Raw genomic sequence first — 17,205 nt, forward strand, 5'->3', positions numbered from 1 at the left:
AAGCCCAGCGTTTAAGATAAACGCTAGGCTTAAGGGGCTGTTATTAAAGTCGTTTACTATTTAGTGGCTTGGTCTATAAACTCATTAACCGTCGCCATGTATGCGTCTAATGCGATGCGGAAGTCGTTAAAAACGTTAGGAGTGGTACAAACCCCTGCACGGTTGAATAATATATCTACTGCGTTCCAATCCACTCCCATTAGCCGACCAGTCAGTTGGTTGCGGTTAAAAACAGCATAAGCAAATAGGGGTAAAATGGGTTCAAACTCACGCCAAACTGTTAAAATATTAAATTGATACTCTGTTTGCTCAATTTCCTTTTCTACACCAAACTCAGCAAATGCATCTGCGGTTGACTGTTGTTCGGCTAGATATGCATTGTATGCTTGCTCTTCACAAGCAATATGCCTACCTAGCTCAATTAGTTTTTTTGCTTAATCTTATTGCCTTCAATGCTATCAAAATAGCCGTCCATGACAGCGGTACGAAATTCTGTAATACCAAGCAAAGCTTGCTTGTTACCTTCATTGACTTCTAAGTCATTGCCTTCTTCATCTTTAACTTGCCCATCTGCCCAACCTGCAAAGACTTTGTTAAAAAAGTTGTTTTCGGCATCTTGTCTACTATCCGCATCATTAACTGCATCATTAATTTGATTCTGCAAATCAACGCGTTCATCATGTGGTAAACGGTTATAAGTAACTTTTACAGGCAACTTTTTATAGCTGCCATTAAATGGCATTTTTACCGTAATAGCCCAATGATAAGTATCTGTTGCATCACTAAGTTTAAACATAGTTTAAATTCCTATTTTAAGTGGTTTTAAAAAGCGGTTAAAAAAAGTCAACCGCTTTGGTTTTGTTTTTAACTACAATTGTTAGCTAAAAGTAATGGTATAAGGTGGTGCATCGGCAGCTTGCATTGCACTGCATTCAATCTCGTACCCCAATGCACCATCAATATCTGTGGCTTTTGGTATATCTAACGCCACAGCAGGGTAAGCCAGCTTAATTTTTTGCCCTGCCGTTGTGCCGTGTTCTAGCACCAGTGGCATTTCTTCACCATCCCACGATTTTTGGTACAGGTTAATCTCACTAAGTGCAGGCGCACCAACGCTGATCGCTAAAACAGGCTTGCGGTCACTAATTCGGGTGGATTGATGGTTTACCAGGTCTGATGATTTAACTTCATTGCCCGTTGTATGGCTAAATGTCTTCATCGCATAATCTTTAGCGCCTAGCTTAAACACGGGCGTATTAGCAAAGTTAATAGCTTTTGGTGTTTTGTAGCCTTCGACTAATGTATTTAAACCTGTTGGTTTTTCAATTGGTACCGTGCCGCCCACAATACTGATTTCAAATTCCCAATAACCTAACTCACCACTATTGGCAGACAGTTTGATTTCTGCCTGTGCTTGTTTGCCAAGATGAAATTGACCGTCTAGCAAAAACGCTACCGTACCATGGTTAGATTCGGTGGTTTCTGGCGTATAAGTTACTTTGTCTGCTTCCACAGTTTCGCTGTGGCCAGCCATTAAAAACAACTCACGATACGCTGGTGCAGTACCAGCAGTACCGCTACTGGCAAATGCTATTTTGCCAGTGATTTTAACTTTGTCGGTGGTGCGGTGTTTTTTGTTTGCGCCCCATGTTTCGCCGTCTTTTTCTTGCTCTACGGTTTCGCCTTCAAAGCTGATTTCTACGTCTTTGGTTTCTACTGCAGACAATGCCGTAGGTGCTAAATCGCCCATGCCCCAAAGCAGTAGTTTCTTTTTAAATTTACGGGTTAATGCTATGTTTGGCATAGTTAGTCCTCTTGTTGGTTAATTTTCTGTGTGTATGACAGTTCATATATATCTGCCCAAACGTGCAAGCTGTTTTTAAGGTCTACCAAACCGCCTGTCACAAACTTTAGGGGGTCGGTAGTATTGCCTTGGTTATCTGTGCAAACATAACCGCTGATGGCTTTAAATACGGTATGTTGCATATCTTCTGCACGATCACCAACTGCACTGCCGTAGCTATCACTAAAATTACTGCAGATAGTGATTACCTGGTAACGCTCTGTTACTAATTGGTATATATCACTCGCTGATTTGGCGTTTGTATCTAGCTTAATTACGTAACAGCCGTTTGCCGTATTGCGGTTTTTAAGCACGTCATCTAATTGCCCGCTGTCTGCTACTTCTACAAACAGCTTGCCGTTTGTTTGGTCATAGTCATTAATGCGGGTTGCTATTTGCTTTCTTATTTGCATGTTACGCGCCTTTTAGCACTTGTTTAATGTGCTTAGTAATGATGTTACTGTCTTGGTTACTTACGCCTAAAAACGGACGTTCTGCTTGCACATATTCGGCATATTCTTCGCTCGAACCAACCACAACTTTGTTAGAAAATGGCGGGCTATACGTGATTGACTGCAATAAATTGCTTGTATACACCAATATGCCGCCACTTGATTTGCGACTTTTACGCTTTGCGTACTTTTCATCTAACGGCTTCCAAGGCATGCCAGCTGGTGTTTGCTTGGTATCAGCTATGCGCTCTTTCGTGCTTTCTGTCAGCGTATTACCTGCAAAATCTAAAACAGGGGTTAAGTCATCTGACTTATCACGCAAGCTTGCAAAAAGCTCTCGACATTCATCCATGCCTTTCCAAGTTATTGCTGTACTCATATCAACTTACCTCTAAAACCGTTTTTAAATCGCTTTAAACCCTTTTTAAATTTGTTTAAAGATTATTTATCGTAGCAATACTGCATTTTTGCCTTTAATGCCCTTAAAACGCATTTAAGGGCGTTTAATAGATTTAGGTTAATTGGTTTGCCTGTTTAGCCGAAACAACTAACTCATATAATGCTTTTTCAAAATCGTCTCCCACTATTTGAGATAATGTTGCACACACTGCAACAAAGAGCCCTTCGGTGTAGCCTTGTTTCGCATCATCTGATGTTAAGGAATTAATGATTGGCAGGGTGTCTTCTTGAAAATTTCTAATCGCCATTTTAGAGGCAATTATTTGATTTTGGGTCATTTCCATTTGCAAGTCCTCATAGTTTGTTAAGTTAAATTACCCATTTGCGTACGGGTAAAAAGTCTGTCTTCGCTAATAATTTCAGCATGGTCGTTTTGCTGTGTGCCGCTTTCATCGGTATTAACCAATTCATCAGCATGTATGCCTAAACTGGTGTCACCTTTAGCAAAGCGTTCTAGGTGTTTAATAGCATCGTTATAAAGCTTGTCTGTTGCTTTATCTTCATTGCCTGTATTGCCCAGTTTTACCTTTAGGTAGTACACAGCTAAATCTATGGTTAATGTTTTAACCAGCCCTGGTACAGTTGCCAATGGCAAGTTAGCCCGTTGTCCAACATAGCTGTCAATAATGCCGGTGGCATCGGCAATGCTTGCCTCTGCCACTTGCATATTAATGCTATCCGCTCTTTGGTTTGGGTTAGTAAGCTCTATAATTGCTCGCTCACCCAACCGTAGGGTTAAGTCGGTAACGGTTGCATAGCTCATTAGGCATTTGCCTCTGCAACTAAAACGTTCCACGCAGCATCACGGTATTTTGCACTAACTTCTAGCCCTTGCTCTTTAAGAGATTTGACAGTTGGTTTGACTGCAGATAGGTCTAGGTTTAATGCACGCATGGCTTCTACAATTGCTGTTAAATCGTTAGGTGCAGATGTTTTTTGTTCATTAGAGCCTTTATCAGCTGGGCTTTGGTTTTCATCACCCGCATTTTGTTCATCACCTGCAGGTTTAGCAGGGTCTTGGTTACTGTCCAATTTGTTGCTTGGAGCAATTGGTGTGGTGGATTGACTATTTGCAGGGTTTGTATCGCCATCACCAGCTTGTAAGCTGTCGCCTGTGTTATCGCTCGTATCATCCTGCTTAATGTCATCATCCGCTCCCTGTGAAATCACTTTTACTTGCAAATAGCTGTCAGCTTCTAACCGCTCAAGCTCGCTTGGTGTGACTTCTACTTGTTTTGGGGTTTTAGAAAATTGTATGCCGTTTCTAAAACGAGTAATACAACCTACGGCTGTAACAGCGACTAATGTTTTATAGATACTCATGGTTATGTCCTTTAATCTAATTGAATATTTGGTTGGTCAATACAACCAAGTAATCTTGGCTGTATTGATTGTTAAGTGTGTTTTGGTTGCAGTTACTGCACAACACGTTGTGTTGACATCACATCAACTACGTCTTTATTGATGTTTGTCGCACCGTTAGCATCTTTATCAGCTTTTACAAGTTCTCTTGCTTGGGCACGCAATGTCGGCGGCACAACCAATAGCGTTGGGCTAATATTTAACTCACGCCCACCGTCTGCTGTTTGTGATTGCATTTTTGCAATGGCAGCATTTAGGTTTTCAGCAGTTAATGGTTTGTTTGACTTATAAGCCATTTGCCAAAATCCATAGCCAGAATTTTGGCGTACTCGAGTACCCCAACGGAATACATCTTTCATAAAGACAGATTCATCATCTAGTTTGGTCATCGCAGTCAAAACTAGTTTTGTACGCGATTGAAAAATAAATGGTTTTAATGGTTTTTTGGTATCTAATAAATACCAGAATGGTTCGGTGCTATTAGCATCATAGTCAAAGTTAGAAACAACAGTTACTGCACCAGTGCCATCATGATTTTCGTAAACAGGGTGATCGGTATCAAAAAAGTTTTGCCCGTCATAACATAAGCTAGTTTCACCTTCTTTCATTGTCTGGAAAACCAGTTTGTCAGGGTGTTGCTGACCTCTAGCTCCCAAGCTTTCTGCTAGTGGTGCTAAGAAGCCACAGTCGTCATCTTCAATATCGACTGCATCAACACTAATAGAGCCTTCAAACTTTTTGTTTTTGATTGAATATGAGTGGGTTTTTATATCTTTAATTGTACGTTCACCAATCCATTCAACCATATCTGGCATTTCACCCAACCAACCATACGTGTTTGAGCCTTTACTTGATGGGATTGTTGTTGCTAACTTTTGGTATTCTGATTCAACAGAATCAATCCCCTTGTTAAAGCTTTTTTTAACTGCCGTATCTAGCAGTTTAAGTGTTTGCGTGTTTACTAAAGCCATTGTCTAGTTTCCTTATATAAATTTATCGTATAAACGCTTTGGTGCTTATTAGCTAGTTATTACCAACTAAACCACAATACCCATGCTTTCTAACTTTTGAATATCTTGTGCATTCAATTCAGCATCACCTTCTTTTTTTGGCGGCTTATCTTGCAAGTTACTGTCACCAATGATTGCCGCTTTATTATCAGCAAACTTGGTAAAGTCAGCTAAGCCTTGCTCGGTCGCACATTGAGCCGTGTAGTAGTCTTTATCGGCTGGCGCAATTTTTTTGTTGTCGATTGCTTGGTTGATAGCAACTTCTACTGCTTCGTTATGCTTAGCGTCTGCCATTTCTTGCAGTTTTGCGTTGGCAGCATTAAGCTCGGTAACCGTTTGGTCATGGGTTGCTTTGGGTACAAAGCTATTTAGGTCAGGTTGCTGTTGTTGCATTGCATTTGTTTCTGTCGCTGTTTTTAATACTTGGATAGCATTAAGAGCGGTTGCTTGGTCAGCATCTGGTGGTAGACCGAGTGCTTTTAGTAAGGCATCTAACATGGTGTTATCCTTTTGTTTAGTTTGGGTTTGGGTTTGGGTTTGGGTTTGGGGTTCTTGCTGGTTGCCTTGTTTTTTATTTAAGGCAGGTACATCTAAATTAGGTTTGTTGGTTAAGCCAACGCTAGAAAAGCTATGCACTTGTCCTGTTTTTTTGTTGATATTTAGCGCAGGGCTATAAAACTTAAAATCTTTTTCATTGATTGCTTTAGCACCGGATTTTGTCGGGTCCACGCGAGCATAAATAAAGCCATCTGTGATTTTCAATTCTTCAAACCAGCCAGACGCTCTAGTATCATTTGTTAGCTCACTTGCATGGTCTATATCAAGCAAAAAAGGGAGTTGTGTGTTATCAATAACAGCTTGTGCATCATCATTTTGCCAGCTTCTGCCGTCTTTGCCTTCTACCTTGCCGACAGGTATAAGCGGCCACCACAGGTCATCAACAACCGGTGGTAATTTTGTGCAAAGCGCTGTAACTAATTCAGTTTTTGTTTGAGCGTTTAAGTCTGTACGTAGTTGTTTTTTCATATTGCTTAGGTTAGCAATACAACGTAACATGCTGTTATTAAAGTCGTTTACTGATTTTTATTTGATTGGAAGGGCAAGCAGGGGTATAATGATATTGCGGTGGCGGTTACCAACTGGAAAGGGAGTTGCTTTTTAAAAGGCATCGTGATCCTGTTCGAATCAGGCGAACCACCGCATCAGTTTATTGAACCATAAAGCACTTCATATTTACCTAGACTTGTTAGGTTTGTTATTATTCCTCCTGTGGTTACTATATTTAGCTTAACCCGCTCTTTTTTGCCATTTACTTTTATTTTTGTCTCATAATCTAATCTAACTAGTACCTTGCCACTTGGTGTGTTGTACACAAAAATCAAATTATCTAAAGCTGATTTTTTAGAGCCGGCTGTACTTGGCTCTAATAATATTGCATCAGGTTTTTGTAATTTTGCTGGCAACTGCTGTAAAAAGTTTAGTGGCAACCCACCTTTTTTATTGTCTCTTATGGCGTGTAATATTTGGGTGTCGCTTACAGCAATAATGCTGTGGTGTGGGGCTTTGTCCATTTTGGTTAGTTTGTCTATCACTTCGTCATTAATTACCCCAACTGCATAAGTGTTGCCATAAGCACGTTTATGCTCGGCAACATCAGCAACCATGTCATGTAACACCTTAGCTATCATTGCCTTTTGAGCGGTGTTGTTTAGCAGCCCTGTCATTGCTTTATTAGCAGCTGAAGGGTTTTGTGTTACCACACCCATTAGTTTGTCTGTCACCATTTTTAGGGCATTGTGTTCACGGTGCATACCCACGTTATACTCAAACCCAGGGTCAATACCTTTTGGTACTTTGTGCTTACGTCCAGTTTTTTTATTAATCCAGTCATGATATTCAATCTCTGGGCTTTTGCTTATGCCGATGGCTTGTGCTTGCTCTTTTGTAAGGTTTTGAAGCCAGCAATTACAGCCCCAGCCATTTGCTGGCATATGTGTTAGCCAAAATGGGGCGTCTACGGGCAATACCAAATTATTAAATTTAGTATGCTCTAAACGATGCTCTTTACTAGGTCCAAGGCGGTAACGCAAATATGGGTGTGTTGCCTTGTTTTTTTGAAAGCGCTGCCAACTGCCCGCATGAAATGATTGTGTTTTGTTCGTTTGATATACTTTTTTTAATCTGCTATTTGATAGCCTGGTTATTTTTTCGCCTGTTTTTTCATCAACTTGCTCATAGTCGCCCCAGCCACTTTTGCCAAGGCGTTCTAAAATAGACTTTTTAAAACTGTTAAAACTTTGCCCATCTTCCACTGCTTTAATTATAGATTTGTGGATGCCGTCTAATACATCAAGCTCCATAATTTTTGCAACGGTAAAAGCGCTGCTGTGTTCTTGTGCATATATCTCTGACCAGTTATAGCTGGTCTTAAGTTTTTTACCCGCTATGTAAGCAATGGCTTCATGGGGTATAACTTTCACATCTTCGGTCATGGCTGCACCGTACCATCTGCAAACGCTTTAATACCCGACAATGCCAATACATCAGCAATGTCACTGGTGTTAAGTTCTGCACTATTAAGCATGGTTAGCATTTCATCAAAGCTATTGGCGGTGTGTAGCTTGGCAACTAAGTCTTTAATTGCCGCCTCGCTTACATTCACAAAATCATCTAAGCCGTCTTCATCGTCATGTGGGTGGTCGTGGTGGTGGGCGTGGTTGCTGTTTAGCTCTGTTTTGCTATTTGCCTCCACCTTGTCTGATGGCTTTGTTGGCTCATTAACAGGCTCTTCAACAGAAGCCACGCCCAACAATTCATCATCATCGTTTGGATCAGGTATGCCCAATTTGTCACGCAAAAACTGCTGGGGCACTTTAAAACCAAGTGGTACCAGTTTATGTACACCATCAACTAATGCCGCGATGTCTTCAGGCTCTGCCACATACAGCGCAAACTTAGGGTAAACCTCTTGTACGCCATAGTTAAAGTCAATATATGGCTTAATTAACTGTTGATTAATTGTGGTTGTTAGCTGTTTTGCATCTGCTTTTAGTAGATCTAAGCGTACCTCATTATGCACTTGGCTTTGGGCGTTACTACTGCCATCATCTGCGGTCATGGTTTGACCAAGCACGGCTTTACTTATTTGCTTATCTAACCAGTTTGCCAAGTTTTCAAACAGGCTTTCGCCACCTTTGGCGTTGGCAGCTTGGATAAACTCAAGTTGCATACTCTCGGGAATAATCGCCGCCGCATCGGTACCAATATTTGCTACAGCACGTCTAAGAATCGCTTTGTCTTCGTTACTTGCCCCATTGCCGTACTTGCCGACACGGATCGGCATACCAAAAACTTCACAAAACGCCATCCAGTCAGTTAGTGCATAGGTTTTACACATATAACTAAGTGCCGCCATACGAGCCAAGCCACCCCGAATAGGTATACCTGCTTTAAGCTTTGGCTGATGCACAACAAATTTATAAGCAGGCAAATGGTCGCCAGCGGTACCATCTTCGTTACATAGTCGCAGGGTATAAGCGTCATCATCGCTAAACCTAAAATAGCGTGGGTCACGCCATACATAGCTTGTTGTTTTAAAACCCTTCCACATTACCTCGCATGCGGCAAAGCCTTTGCCTAAGCCATCTACTAAAGCACTGATAAGGTCATCAAACTCGGCGCTTTGCACTAAGTTGTTTATATCGTCTGCTATTTTTTTGCTTTGTTCATCATCATTGGCTGGCTCAACATGACGTTCTAAACCTTCAATGGCCAGCTTACGAGTACGCAATACACTGCCATAGTGTGGCTCTCGTTCTTCCATTTCTTCAGCAAGCGTTAAAAAGTCGTAAATATCGCCACGGTTCGCTGATGCTAATACATTAGCAAGTTTTGATGGGTTTAACCCACGGGCAATGCTGTCATCGTTCCATGCACGGCGAACACCGGTAACTGACGCAGTAGCTACTTCTTGCTCTAGGGCTTTTTTGCCTTTTTCACTTTTTGGGTCAACTTCTTTCATATTTTTACCTTAGCTTATATTTTAAAGCGAGCCTCGTCTAAATCCGTTAAATTCGATGTCGTCTTCATCATGGTTTATAGGGTCGGGTTTAACGCTTTCGTATGCGTATTCACGCACCTTTGCAGTGATTGTAAATTGTGCGTGTCGAAGCAGTAAAAGTGATATAGCCGTATCAGCGTGTTTCATTATTCCTGTATCATCTTTTTTGTCTGTTTTTGCAGGAATCTTTGGTACGCCTTTTATAACTTGGAATGAGCGCAAATCAGCCATCACACCATTATTCTTAGGTATTTTCTTAAACGTGCCATCTTCAAGGGCAGACTTAAACGGTGCTGTATTTTCTCTATACCATTTATCGGTAAACATGACCTTATCAATCAAGCCAGTTTGGTCTTTTTCATTCCATCGCCCATATTTATCTGCAGCAGACTCAGCCAAAAAGTCACCATTACCACGGGCATCAAATGCACCACCTGCAAAGTTTGGCAGATGTTTTAAAATATAAAGTACAATCTGCTCTTGTTGTTTGTATGGAATTTTGCCAAGTTCAATAATAAACTGTACGTCTAAATCTAAGTTTGGTTGTTCAGCCCCAACGCTGATAGACGTTAAGTTGCTACTCCGTGCAAAATCTTCACCCACATAATGTTTTAAATTTGGGTTTAACGCCTTTAAAAGTGGCTTTAAATGTTCTTCACACCAGTCTTGAATTTCTACACGGCGTTGATGTTCTGGTTCGTCACTAAACGCATCTTCTTTAGTAAGATTAATAATTGGTGTATCTTTAGACATATTCTTTTCAATGACTGACCGAGTAAGCCAGTTGCCACTACCATTTTTTGGTACGCAGTAATATTCTTCTAAAGCATCTTCTTTGGTTGCACAGTCGTTTATTAAGTTCTGTATCCATTGCTTTTCGCCCTCTATCGTCCATTTGCCACCTGTTACCTGACAATGTCCGACAATTTGACAGATGCGTTGATATAGACCATCTTTACAAGCATCTTCAATGGTTATTGTATGTACAGAGCCACGTTTTTTCCCCGCTCGGCATTCTTTTATATATTCATTAAAACCACTATCAACACCGTTATGTGTTGAAATAATTCTAACTTTAGCACCCCACATCGTTAGTGCTAGAGCAGCTTTTAATAGCCCTGCAAAGTCATCAGCAAACGCAGCTTCATCAAGTACAACATTGCCTTGCATACCACGCATATTTTTAGGTTTGCTAGATAATGCTTTAACTTTAAAGCCAGACGCAAAATAAATAACAAAGACTTGAATATCTTTGTCTTCATCTTTGAAAACTTCTTCTTGGGTTTCACTGGCAACATAACCATAGGCTTTTGCCCACATAGCCACGGCGTCAATATATTCCCTTGCCATGTCTTTAGATGAGCCAACATAATAGGTATCACAACCACCATCAAAACGGCTAGTGCTGGCATCTAGGGCATTGTCTGCTGCTTCTGCCCATGTTAAACCACAACGTCTTGTTTTCTCTGCTATTTTTATTTGACTATCGTCAGCTACCCATTTTTTTTGATAAACGAGAAAAACATCATTTTTATTGAATTTATTAAAGCCGTCTAAAAACTTTTGACATGCTGGGTGCAGCACCCCTAAAGGTCGTTTATTGTTATTATATAAATCTAACTGCTTGTTAATCGTTAGTTTAGTCATCAGATATACCAAGTATTTGACGTTTAATCATTGCCACAGTATCTGCTGATAATCCAGCATCAGACACAGCTTTTTCCGCCGTTTCAGCAGCTTCCAATGCCACTTCTTTGCGGATAGCTTGCTCACGCTTAAAGCTACTGGTTTCTGCTTGCTCAACACGCTGGACAACAAGTGCCAACTGGTTAAGTGCCTTAATATCCACACCGTCTTCACTTTCGCCCACAGTCATGGTGGTTTCAAAAGCTAATTGCTTGATAAACTCCATCAACATTTTGCCCACATCACTTTGCGGGGCTTCACCAAACTGCTTAGTCCATATCTCCGCCATTTCACGGCTTTCTCGGATACGGCTTGACATCTGTTCCATGCGGGTGCTAAAACGGTTTAAACCACTACGGCTTAGGCAATGGCTTTCGCCAAGCCCTGCATCTAAAACCAGTTGATTAATTTCTGCTAAAATTTTGGCTTGCGATAGCTTTTTATCTCTAAGCATCATCGTTAGCTGACTTTTTATCTCAGCTGGTAGTAAATCTACTTTACTAGCACGACCACGGGTTTTATCAGTCATTGTTTAGCCCTTATATCAATATTCAGGGTTAGGCTTTTTAACACCATCGACCACGGCCACACCATTGGCAACATCCAAACCACGCTGGGTAATCACCCCTACAAACATAGTGGTTGCACCCATCTGCAAACGGTTAATTTTTATAAGCCCTTGTTCTTCAAGCCATAGCATGTGCGTACGCACCAAATCCATGCTAATGCTATGCCCAAATTGAGCGATGCAAGTTTGCAACATGCCTTGGTTTGCGTCGTTATTACAAGCAACTAATGACTGCAGTAGGGCAAGACGTTGATCAGCTGTTATTATGTTGTGCATAGCTGTTTAGTCTCCTTTTTTGTTTGTGGTGACTTCTTTTTCTATCAGCAAATTCGTCAAGCGTGTTATTGGCTTAACGGCAGCGTGCAAAGTGCTGATCTCACCATTCATTTTCTCTACTGCAATACGTAAAGCGATAACATCTTCAGCATTGGGTAGATGTTGCATGGTTTTATCTAGTTCATCAATTTTGCCGTCAATCTCGTTATTCTTTTTGTCTTGCTTGGCAACAATCTCTTTAATTTCGCTTTTACGTGCGTACCTAGCATCTAACTTTAAATAAGCGATAGAACCAATAACACCAACCACGGTCATGAATATTGCCCAGTGGCTTGTAATGTAATCTATAATTTCTTGCACGGTTTATCCTCGTGTTTGTGTTGGCACGCAATACAGCGTAGCGTTAGCCCATGCTTTACTCGTTGCGGTTCTACAAGCTCACCACAGTCAATACACTCATAATCGCCATCGCAGGTTTGGTTGTTTGCCAGGTGTTTGTTGGTTTGGCTGGCTTTATGCTGTTCAAGTTGCTTTGCAAGTAGCAATTCTTGCTGGCGCTGGGCTATATCTACTGCGTCCATATTGTCCTTTACTTACCTTCAGAATCTTTGAAAACTTTACCCATGCGATTTAATACAAGCTCCAAATCTTTTTTCGCAATATCAAGCTTCAAGTTTTGTTTTTGCAAACTGTCAAGTTCTTCATCAACGACATGGGGTATTGCTCTGCTTGTTGCATAAGCGCCAACGGCACCTTTAGTTACCACTAAACCTCCACAATACATAGCAAAAGTAGTGAATAGCTCAGGTACATAACTGCGGTCATAGTACACACTAGCAAGCAATACTAATGACAGGGCAATAAAACCAATAAACTGCACCGTGGCCGTTGTAGATAAACGTTGGTCAGAATTAGTAACTAGGTCCATAAGTTTTTTCATTTTTTTCACCTATTGGTTGATATTACTTGTTTAAAACAAGCGTATTATTAAGCCGCCTTTTTTAAATCAGACTGCATATTAAGCAGGATTACTAGTTCTGCCACATCATCTGCTAAGTACTCAAGGTTGTTTGTGTTGCGTCTTATCCAGCCTTTGCCGAAGGTGCTAAAAGTGCGTAAGCGCGTGTAAAACTCTTGTCTTTCGGCAATAAACTTGATGGCAAGCACAATATTATTACTGCTATTTAGCTTACCCATTGTGACTTTGCCAAAAATACCGTCATCAGCCACACCCAATGCACGTTGCAACATACGAGCAGCGTTACCAAAACCGTGATTAACACAAGCATCAAAAAACTGGAATGCTAATAAGTCATCCATTTTGTCACAGCCATAACGAAGCCAAAAAGCACGGTAATAAATACCAAATGCGTCTTTACGTGTCATACGACGCATACTGCCTCGGTAACCATTTGCACGTGCTGTGCGTTTGGTTACGCCCCAGTTTGTTTCGCCGCCTGGGTCTTTAGGGTGGTTTACATAGCCACCCTCATGCGAGATAACACGGTCAAATATTTTTTGGAAACGTCCGTGCGTGATACGTTTTTTAAACAATTCTTCAAACATAAAAAAACTCCAACTAATTTATAGTTAGAGTTTATCTATTAGTAGGTTTGGCTGTTATTAAAGTCGTTTACTGATTTACACGCTCTTTAAGACCTTTACCTGCTTTAAAGCTAGGAACCTTGCTTGCAGGGATTTTTAGCTCTTGACCAGTCCTTGGGTTACGACCAGTGCGTGCTTTACGCTCTTTTACACTAAATGTACCAAAGCCAACTAAAGAGATACTGTCGCCTTTTTCTAGTGTTTTACCAACAGTTTCCATAAATGCGTTTAAAGCATCACCAGCTTGAATTTTGTTTAGACCCGCTTCGGTTGCTATGTTGTCGATTAGTTCAGATTTGTTCATTGTTTATTCCTTATATTGTAGCTTAGATTATTACAAAACAAAGTTGCTACGTCACTCTGATTTGTTTTCAATACGTCTTTTTTCAGCATGCACTTGAGCCGCTCTGGCAAATTGTTTTAGTGCTTTACCAAACCGATTAACTTTACGACTTAACAACATTCTAAAAAGCCTTTCTTCTTCATCGCGTCTTAGCTTACGCTGCACTCCTCCAATGTAAACTAAATTGCCGTGGTGTTCATAAAAAGGGAACTTTTTCCGCACTTTACTTGGTTTTTTTGGTTGCATAACTTACCCCTTAAACGTTAGAAAAGTCTAAAGCAATTAGTTGGTAAGCACCATGTTTATCACGTTTGTAAACACGCATATACTCTTTTGTGCTAGTAACTTGCACAGCGTCTTGTATTGCTTGCATTGCTTTTAACCATTTCGCATCAGTGATGTTAAGGCTACGTAAGCTCATGACGCGGTATGTGCTAATCTTACCTTGTTTGTCAACCTGAAATGCCTGATTAATAATGGCTTTGATGTTGTCATTACTGTCTTCTGTCCACTCGTGTAAACATTCATCAATCAGCGTTTTAGCAACTTGCAGACGCTCGTCAAATACAATATTTTCACTGACAGCCATTTGTATTTTGATACTACCATCATAGCTAAACATGGTAACATTACCTTTTTCACCGCCTAATTTTGTATCAAATTCAGAGGCAGATAAAGCAACAAAGTCATTAAAATCAGCAAACATCTTTGCTTTGGTTGTTGCCATTTGATCGTTTAATAATAATGCGGATTGGGCAATTTTGCGTACCTGTTCATCTCGCAGTTTATCAATCTCTTTTACTTTACCAAGGGGAACTAAATGCCCCTTAGAATTTTTCATATAGCCGTTAGGCGTGGTTTGGTGTTCTTGATTATTCATTAGTTTATTCCTTTTGCTTGGCGGAGTGCTTCGTAGTCATTAGCTACATTAGCGGCCGCTTGATTAATGTTGCTTACAAACTGATTAATCACACTTACAAAACCGTCTTTGCTAGTGGTAGATGCAGCCGCAAACTGCAGTGCAAGCAACTCAAGCGGCTCAATTTGTTCAGCGTAAGTTGTCATCTGATTGTTAGCTCGTAAAGTCTCTAACGTCTCGTTATGACAACTAACCAGTTTTTTTGTGATGTCTGTTACTAAATCTGACATGTTTAAATCCTCTTATTGTTAGTTGCGTATTGCATTTTTAATTTTTTTAAAAATGACTACGCATAAAATAATGCAGCCAATAATTAATGTGTGCGTGTCATCAAAAACTTTAACACCAATACTCCAGCCCAAGCCAAGTAACATTGATACACACACTAAAGTGATGGCTAAGTCAAAAGGTGTTAGTTGTGCGATGAAGTTTTGCATATTTAAATCCTATTTTAATGCTGTTAAAACAGCTGTGATTGTTAATACTTTTGTCCACAAAACGGGCAGTATGAGAACCTGACACTGGTAGTCTTGGGTGTTTTACGATTTTCACATTTTATTTTTACGTCTGTTTTTAAAGCTGTTGTTACTTTTCCATCTTTAAATGGAAAAACCAAATCTTTAAACTTAGCAGACATAGCAGGAGTTTTTTTAAAATCAGCCAGAGTATTTGAATGCTCTACGATTTCTTGAGGTATTTCTTTTATACAATTACAGCCCATGATAGTTTCCTTATTTTTGATTAAAACAGCTGTGGTTGTTGTTTATCTTGTAATTGCTTATGTACACGCTTGATAACCGTATACACCCATTGGCGACTACAGTTAAATTCTTTAGCTAGCTGGTCATGATTGCGCCCATTGAATTTTTTGTACATCTGCATATCTCTTTGGCTGATTTTTATTTGCAACTCGCGTGGTATATAAGGTTGTGTCCCACCACATTGCTCAGCAAATGACAATGCAACGTCTACACCAAGTTTTTTTGCTTGTCCCGGAGTTAAACCGTAATGTTTAGTGGCAACGTATTCCGTTGTATCTGCTAAGTCTTTAATAATTTCAGTAGCAGAGGTGTCAAATACATCTAGCGATACACCATTTGCACTTAGGTCTTCTGTCTTATCTACCATCTGCCACCTCGTCTATTGTTATTCAGTTTTAGTTTGGGCTTGTTCAGCCTTGATTTGTGCTAGCAGTAGCTTGTCTTCTTCACGCTGTTGCCAGCTCTTGAGCGTTTCAATTAACTGCCAAAGCTCTTTATTATTAAGCCCTCGCAAGTTCATAATTAACACTTTGTTTTCTGCACGGCGTCTTTTATTAACCACACTACATACAAACTTATTTAAAGCATAGTCGCTACCATCTTTAATAAAGCCTTGTTGGTGCATGGTTATCCATAGAGCCGTAACCTTGCCAATCATAGGGCGTTCATCTTGCCTGTCTTCATTACGTGGTGAGTTGTCCTTACCGTTTTTATGCTTACCACGTCTGGGGTTAAAACCCTTACGGCGTAGCTCATTAATCACAGCATTAAGCTCGCCAATGGTCATGTTTTTAATGCTGTTTTTGCTTTTACCGCTTACCTGCATGGTCACACGCTTAAGCATGTCGCGGTAGGTTGCATCGTCCATGTGCAACGCGTGCATGCCAGTTTTGATTGTGCGTTTTAATGTATTTTTGTAAGTGTTGGTAGAGCTAGCCATTTAACACTCCATTTGTTTTTGTGCAGACAATATCAGAGGCAGAGTAATGCCTTCACCACGTGCTTGTGCGGTTAAGCCTGCTAACTGCAGGTAATTAGTCAAGGCACGCAATGAGCCAGCAGATTGACCGATTGTGTACAACGCATTCATCAGCTTGCTATCAGACAAGTCAATCGACCAAGCCTTTGCAACGGCATCAATATCTTGCTTGCTGTTTTTTTGTACGCTTTGCTTTTTGGCATTGCGTGACCAAAGCCGTGCAAATTGATGCTGTTGATTAAATCCGCCTTGCATTTGCGTATAGACTTTATCGTTTCCAATCAGCATAAAGCCCACCTCACTATCTTCCTGCAAGATACGGATTTCCTCCAACACCTTAAGCGGTAAGTGGTCGGCTTCATCAATAATCATCAAGCCCTTGGTACCGCTTAGCTTAGTTTTTAGCATACGGCTTAGTTTGCCCGCTCGTTTGGGTGCGTCACTGATACCAAGCTCTAACGCCATTTCATATAGCACTTCGTTGATGGTGCAAATACTAGGACGCGCCGTTATCATCCATACATTATTATTTTGTTTGGTGTATTGGCGGGCTGATTGAGTCTTGCCAACGCCACTGGCACCATACACAACGCCCATCTTGCCAAACATTTTGACAAAGTCTAAGTCAGCAAATATCTTGCTTGCAGTTGGGGTGTTTACAAAATCAGGGGCTGATACAAACACCGCTGTTTTTTGGGTTTGCCCATCTAGCCAGCTTTGCAATGCCGCTTCTAACTTGTCGTTATCGCCTTTGTACGTGCCTTTCAAAAATGATGACAAGGCACCAGCGCTAAAGCCACATTCTTTAGCTACCTGGGTTTGAGTCAGCTCTTTGTCTGCCATCATTTGTTTGATTTGGTTTATTAGCATGGCGTATTTCCT

General features: G+C 40.7%; 28 protein-coding genes. All 28 read right to left on the reverse strand.

The genetic code is table 11. The features are described 5' to 3' along the window. Window positions 1–56 precede the first annotated feature (56 nt). Window positions 57–194 carry a hypothetical protein gene (locus VH441_RS07295; protein ID WP_434352988.1) on the reverse strand — a complete coding sequence of 46 codons (138 nt, stop codon included), beginning with the start codon at window positions 192–194 and terminating at the stop codon, window positions 57–59. Window positions 195–421: 227 nt separating this feature from the next. Further along, on the reverse strand, window positions 422–796 hold the full coding sequence (locus VH441_RS07300) for a hypothetical protein (protein WP_434352989.1): 375 nt from the start codon (window positions 794–796) through the stop codon (window positions 422–424). 81 nt (window positions 797–877) lie between these two features. Then, the gene (locus VH441_RS07305; protein ID WP_434352990.1) at window positions 878–1,804 is read right to left on the reverse strand and encodes a hypothetical protein; all 927 of its coding nucleotides are present in this window, start codon (window positions 1,802–1,804) and stop codon (window positions 878–880) included. 2 nt (window positions 1,805–1,806) lie between these two features. Continuing rightward, on the reverse strand, window positions 1,807–2,256 hold the full coding sequence (locus VH441_RS07310; protein WP_434352991.1) for a phage tail terminator protein: 450 nt from the start codon (window positions 2,254–2,256) through the stop codon (window positions 1,807–1,809). A gap of 1 nt (window position 2,257) precedes the next feature. Further along, on the reverse strand, window positions 2,258–2,674 hold the full coding sequence (locus tag VH441_RS07315) for a phage virion morphogenesis protein (protein ID WP_434352992.1): 417 nt from the start codon (window positions 2,672–2,674) through the stop codon (window positions 2,258–2,260). Between the two features lie 133 nt (window positions 2,675–2,807). Next, window positions 2,808–3,038, reverse strand: coding sequence for a hypothetical protein (locus VH441_RS07320; protein ID WP_434352993.1), 231 nt, complete (start codon window positions 3,036–3,038; stop codon window positions 2,808–2,810). 20 nt (window positions 3,039–3,058) lie between these two features. Then, a complete protein-coding gene (locus tag VH441_RS07325) occupies window positions 3,059–3,517 on the reverse strand; it encodes a gp436 family protein (protein WP_434352994.1) in 459 nt (152 codons plus the stop codon). After that, window positions 3,517–4,077: a hypothetical protein gene (locus tag VH441_RS07330; RefSeq protein ID WP_434352995.1), complete on the reverse strand. Its 561-nt coding sequence runs from the start codon at window positions 4,075–4,077 to the stop codon at window positions 3,517–3,519. The genes VH441_RS07325 and VH441_RS07330 overlap by 1 nt, the downstream gene beginning before the upstream one ends. 92 nt (window positions 4,078–4,169) lie before the next feature. Beyond that, window positions 4,170–5,087: a Mu-like prophage major head subunit gpT family protein gene (locus VH441_RS07335; RefSeq protein WP_434352996.1), complete on the reverse strand. Its 918-nt coding sequence runs from the start codon at window positions 5,085–5,087 to the stop codon at window positions 4,170–4,172. 66 nt (window positions 5,088–5,153) lie between these two features. Beyond that, the gene (locus tag VH441_RS07340) at window positions 5,154–6,152 is read right to left on the reverse strand and encodes a phage protease (RefSeq protein WP_434352997.1); all 999 of its coding nucleotides are present in this window, start codon (window positions 6,150–6,152) and stop codon (window positions 5,154–5,156) included. A gap of 176 nt (window positions 6,153–6,328) precedes the next feature. Beyond that, window positions 6,329–7,618: a phage head morphogenesis protein gene (locus VH441_RS07345; RefSeq protein ID WP_434352998.1), complete on the reverse strand. Its 1,290-nt coding sequence runs from the start codon at window positions 7,616–7,618 to the stop codon at window positions 6,329–6,331. Continuing rightward, window positions 7,615–9,147: a DUF935 domain-containing protein gene (locus VH441_RS07350; protein ID WP_434352999.1), complete on the reverse strand. Its 1,533-nt coding sequence runs from the start codon at window positions 9,145–9,147 to the stop codon at window positions 7,615–7,617. The genes VH441_RS07345 and VH441_RS07350 overlap by 4 nt, the downstream gene beginning before the upstream one ends. A gap of 21 nt (window positions 9,148–9,168) precedes the next feature. Further along, window positions 9,169–10,833: a terminase large subunit domain-containing protein gene (locus tag VH441_RS07355; protein ID WP_434353000.1), complete on the reverse strand. Its 1,665-nt coding sequence runs from the start codon at window positions 10,831–10,833 to the stop codon at window positions 9,169–9,171. Then, window positions 10,826–11,401 carry a DUF3486 family protein gene (locus VH441_RS07360; protein ID WP_434353001.1) on the reverse strand — a complete coding sequence of 192 codons (576 nt, stop codon included), beginning with the start codon at window positions 11,399–11,401 and terminating at the stop codon, window positions 10,826–10,828. The genes VH441_RS07355 and VH441_RS07360 overlap by 8 nt, the downstream gene beginning before the upstream one ends. A 15-nt stretch (window positions 11,402–11,416) precedes the next feature. After that, window positions 11,417–11,716: a VpaChn25_0724 family phage protein gene (locus VH441_RS07365; RefSeq protein ID WP_434353002.1), complete on the reverse strand. Its 300-nt coding sequence runs from the start codon at window positions 11,714–11,716 to the stop codon at window positions 11,417–11,419. 6 nt (window positions 11,717–11,722) lie between these two features. Beyond that, the gene (locus tag VH441_RS07370; protein WP_434353003.1) at window positions 11,723–12,076 is read right to left on the reverse strand and encodes a DUF2730 family protein; all 354 of its coding nucleotides are present in this window, start codon (window positions 12,074–12,076) and stop codon (window positions 11,723–11,725) included. After that, window positions 12,061–12,297, reverse strand: coding sequence for a TraR/DksA C4-type zinc finger protein (locus tag VH441_RS07375; protein ID WP_434353004.1), 237 nt, complete (start codon window positions 12,295–12,297; stop codon window positions 12,061–12,063). Before VH441_RS07375 ends, VH441_RS07370 begins: the two co-directional genes overlap by 16 nt. A gap of 8 nt (window positions 12,298–12,305) precedes the next feature. Continuing rightward, a complete protein-coding gene (locus VH441_RS07380) occupies window positions 12,306–12,656 on the reverse strand; it encodes a DUF2644 domain-containing protein (RefSeq protein ID WP_434353005.1) in 351 nt (116 codons plus the stop codon). A gap of 47 nt (window positions 12,657–12,703) precedes the next feature. Beyond that, window positions 12,704–13,282 carry a glycoside hydrolase family 108 protein gene (locus tag VH441_RS07385; RefSeq protein WP_434353006.1) on the reverse strand — a complete coding sequence of 193 codons (579 nt, stop codon included), beginning with the start codon at window positions 13,280–13,282 and terminating at the stop codon, window positions 12,704–12,706. A 67-nt stretch (window positions 13,283–13,349) separates the two neighbouring features. After that, window positions 13,350–13,625, reverse strand: a complete 276-nt coding sequence (locus VH441_RS07390; RefSeq protein WP_434353007.1) for an HU family DNA-binding protein — start codon at window positions 13,623–13,625, stop codon at window positions 13,350–13,352. Between the two features lie 51 nt (window positions 13,626–13,676). Continuing rightward, a complete protein-coding gene (locus VH441_RS07395; protein ID WP_434353008.1) occupies window positions 13,677–13,910 on the reverse strand; it encodes a hypothetical protein in 234 nt (77 codons plus the stop codon). A 10-nt stretch (window positions 13,911–13,920) separates the two neighbouring features. Next, a complete protein-coding gene (locus tag VH441_RS07400; RefSeq protein WP_434353009.1) occupies window positions 13,921–14,544 on the reverse strand; it encodes a DUF3164 family protein in 624 nt (207 codons plus the stop codon). Beyond that, window positions 14,544–14,813 (reverse strand): hypothetical protein, encoded by a 270-nt coding sequence (locus tag VH441_RS07405; RefSeq protein ID WP_434353010.1) that lies wholly within the window; start codon window positions 14,811–14,813, stop codon window positions 14,544–14,546. Before VH441_RS07405 ends, VH441_RS07400 begins: the two co-directional genes overlap by 1 nt. A gap of 18 nt (window positions 14,814–14,831) precedes the next feature. Then, entirely contained in the window at window positions 14,832–15,020 is a 189-nt protein-coding gene (locus tag VH441_RS07410) for a hypothetical protein (protein ID WP_434353011.1), read from the reverse strand. A gap of 41 nt (window positions 15,021–15,061) precedes the next feature. Then, window positions 15,062–15,304, reverse strand: coding sequence for a hypothetical protein (locus tag VH441_RS07415; protein ID WP_434353012.1), 243 nt, complete (start codon window positions 15,302–15,304; stop codon window positions 15,062–15,064). Window positions 15,305–15,324: 20 nt separating this feature from the next. Beyond that, a complete protein-coding gene (locus VH441_RS07420; RefSeq protein WP_434353013.1) occupies window positions 15,325–15,711 on the reverse strand; it encodes a Mor transcription activator family protein in 387 nt (128 codons plus the stop codon). An 18-nt stretch (window positions 15,712–15,729) separates the two neighbouring features. Then, the gene (locus tag VH441_RS07425) at window positions 15,730–16,284 is read right to left on the reverse strand and encodes a gp16 family protein (protein ID WP_434353014.1); all 555 of its coding nucleotides are present in this window, start codon (window positions 16,282–16,284) and stop codon (window positions 15,730–15,732) included. Further along, the gene (locus tag VH441_RS07430; RefSeq protein ID WP_434353015.1) at window positions 16,285–17,193 is read right to left on the reverse strand and encodes an AAA family ATPase; all 909 of its coding nucleotides are present in this window, start codon (window positions 17,191–17,193) and stop codon (window positions 16,285–16,287) included. Window positions 17,194–17,205: the final 12 nt, after the last annotated feature.

Source organism: Psychrobacter sp. HD31 (assembly GCF_051097895.1).
Taxonomy (GTDB): Bacteria; Pseudomonadota; Gammaproteobacteria; order Pseudomonadales; family Moraxellaceae; genus Psychrobacter.

Excerpts from the sequence above, each read along its gene's own strand:
- VH441_RS07355 (WP_434353000.1), bottom strand. The coding sequence starts at position 10,833 with ATGACTAAACTAACGATTAACAAGCAGTTAGATTTATATAATAACAAT.
- VH441_RS07390 (WP_434353007.1), bottom strand. The coding sequence starts at position 13,625 with ATGAACAAATCTGAACTAATCGACAACATAGCAACCGAAGCGGGTCTA.
- VH441_RS07400 (WP_434353009.1), bottom strand. The coding sequence starts at position 14,544 with ATGAATAATCAAGAACACCAAACCACGCCTAACGGCTATATGAAAAAT.
- VH441_RS07325 (WP_434352994.1), bottom strand. The coding sequence starts at position 3,517 with ATGAGCTATGCAACCGTTACCGACTTAACCCTACGGTTGGGTGAGCGA.
- VH441_RS07385 (WP_434353006.1), bottom strand. The coding sequence starts at position 13,282 with ATGTTTGAAGAATTGTTTAAAAAACGTATCACGCACGGACGTTTCCAA.
- VH441_RS07365 (WP_434353002.1), bottom strand. The coding sequence starts at position 11,716 with ATGCACAACATAATAACAGCTGATCAACGTCTTGCCCTACTGCAGTCA.
- VH441_RS07380 (WP_434353005.1), bottom strand. The coding sequence starts at position 12,656 with ATGAAAAAACTTATGGACCTAGTTACTAATTCTGACCAACGTTTATCT.
- VH441_RS07310 (WP_434352991.1), bottom strand. The coding sequence starts at position 2,256 with ATGCAAATAAGAAAGCAAATAGCAACCCGCATTAATGACTATGACCAA.
- VH441_RS07330 (WP_434352995.1), bottom strand. The coding sequence starts at position 4,077 with ATGAGTATCTATAAAACATTAGTCGCTGTTACAGCCGTAGGTTGTATT.
- VH441_RS07350 (WP_434352999.1), bottom strand. The coding sequence starts at position 9,147 with ATGAAAGAAGTTGACCCAAAAAGTGAAAAAGGCAAAAAAGCCCTAGAG.
- VH441_RS07305 (WP_434352990.1), bottom strand. The coding sequence starts at position 1,804 with ATGCCAAACATAGCATTAACCCGTAAATTTAAAAAGAAACTACTGCTT.
- VH441_RS07340 (WP_434352997.1), bottom strand. The coding sequence starts at position 6,152 with ATGAAAAAACAACTACGTACAGACTTAAACGCTCAAACAAAAACTGAA.
- VH441_RS07430 (WP_434353015.1), bottom strand. The coding sequence starts at position 17,193 with ATGCTAATAAACCAAATCAAACAAATGATGGCAGACAAAGAGCTGACT.
- VH441_RS07420 (WP_434353013.1), bottom strand. The coding sequence starts at position 15,711 with ATGGTAGATAAGACAGAAGACCTAAGTGCAAATGGTGTATCGCTAGAT.
- VH441_RS07425 (WP_434353014.1), bottom strand. The coding sequence starts at position 16,284 with ATGGCTAGCTCTACCAACACTTACAAAAATACATTAAAACGCACAATC.
- VH441_RS07315 (WP_434352992.1), bottom strand. The coding sequence starts at position 2,674 with ATGAGTACAGCAATAACTTGGAAAGGCATGGATGAATGTCGAGAGCTT.
- VH441_RS07395 (WP_434353008.1), bottom strand. The coding sequence starts at position 13,910 with ATGCAACCAAAAAAACCAAGTAAAGTGCGGAAAAAGTTCCCTTTTTAT.
- VH441_RS07375 (WP_434353004.1), bottom strand. The coding sequence starts at position 12,297 with ATGGACGCAGTAGATATAGCCCAGCGCCAGCAAGAATTGCTACTTGCA.
- VH441_RS07360 (WP_434353001.1), bottom strand. The coding sequence starts at position 11,401 with ATGACTGATAAAACCCGTGGTCGTGCTAGTAAAGTAGATTTACTACCA.
- VH441_RS07300 (WP_434352989.1), bottom strand. The coding sequence starts at position 796 with ATGTTTAAACTTAGTGATGCAACAGATACTTATCATTGGGCTATTACG.
- VH441_RS07410 (WP_434353011.1), bottom strand. The coding sequence starts at position 15,020 with ATGCAAAACTTCATCGCACAACTAACACCTTTTGACTTAGCCATCACT.
- VH441_RS07335 (WP_434352996.1), bottom strand. The coding sequence starts at position 5,087 with ATGGCTTTAGTAAACACGCAAACACTTAAACTGCTAGATACGGCAGTT.
- VH441_RS07320 (WP_434352993.1), bottom strand. The coding sequence starts at position 3,038 with ATGGAAATGACCCAAAATCAAATAATTGCCTCTAAAATGGCGATTAGA.
- VH441_RS07415 (WP_434353012.1), bottom strand. The coding sequence starts at position 15,304 with ATGGGCTGTAATTGTATAAAAGAAATACCTCAAGAAATCGTAGAGCAT.
- VH441_RS07345 (WP_434352998.1), bottom strand. The coding sequence starts at position 7,618 with ATGACCGAAGATGTGAAAGTTATACCCCATGAAGCCATTGCTTACATA.
- VH441_RS07405 (WP_434353010.1), bottom strand. The coding sequence starts at position 14,813 with ATGTCAGATTTAGTAACAGACATCACAAAAAAACTGGTTAGTTGTCAT.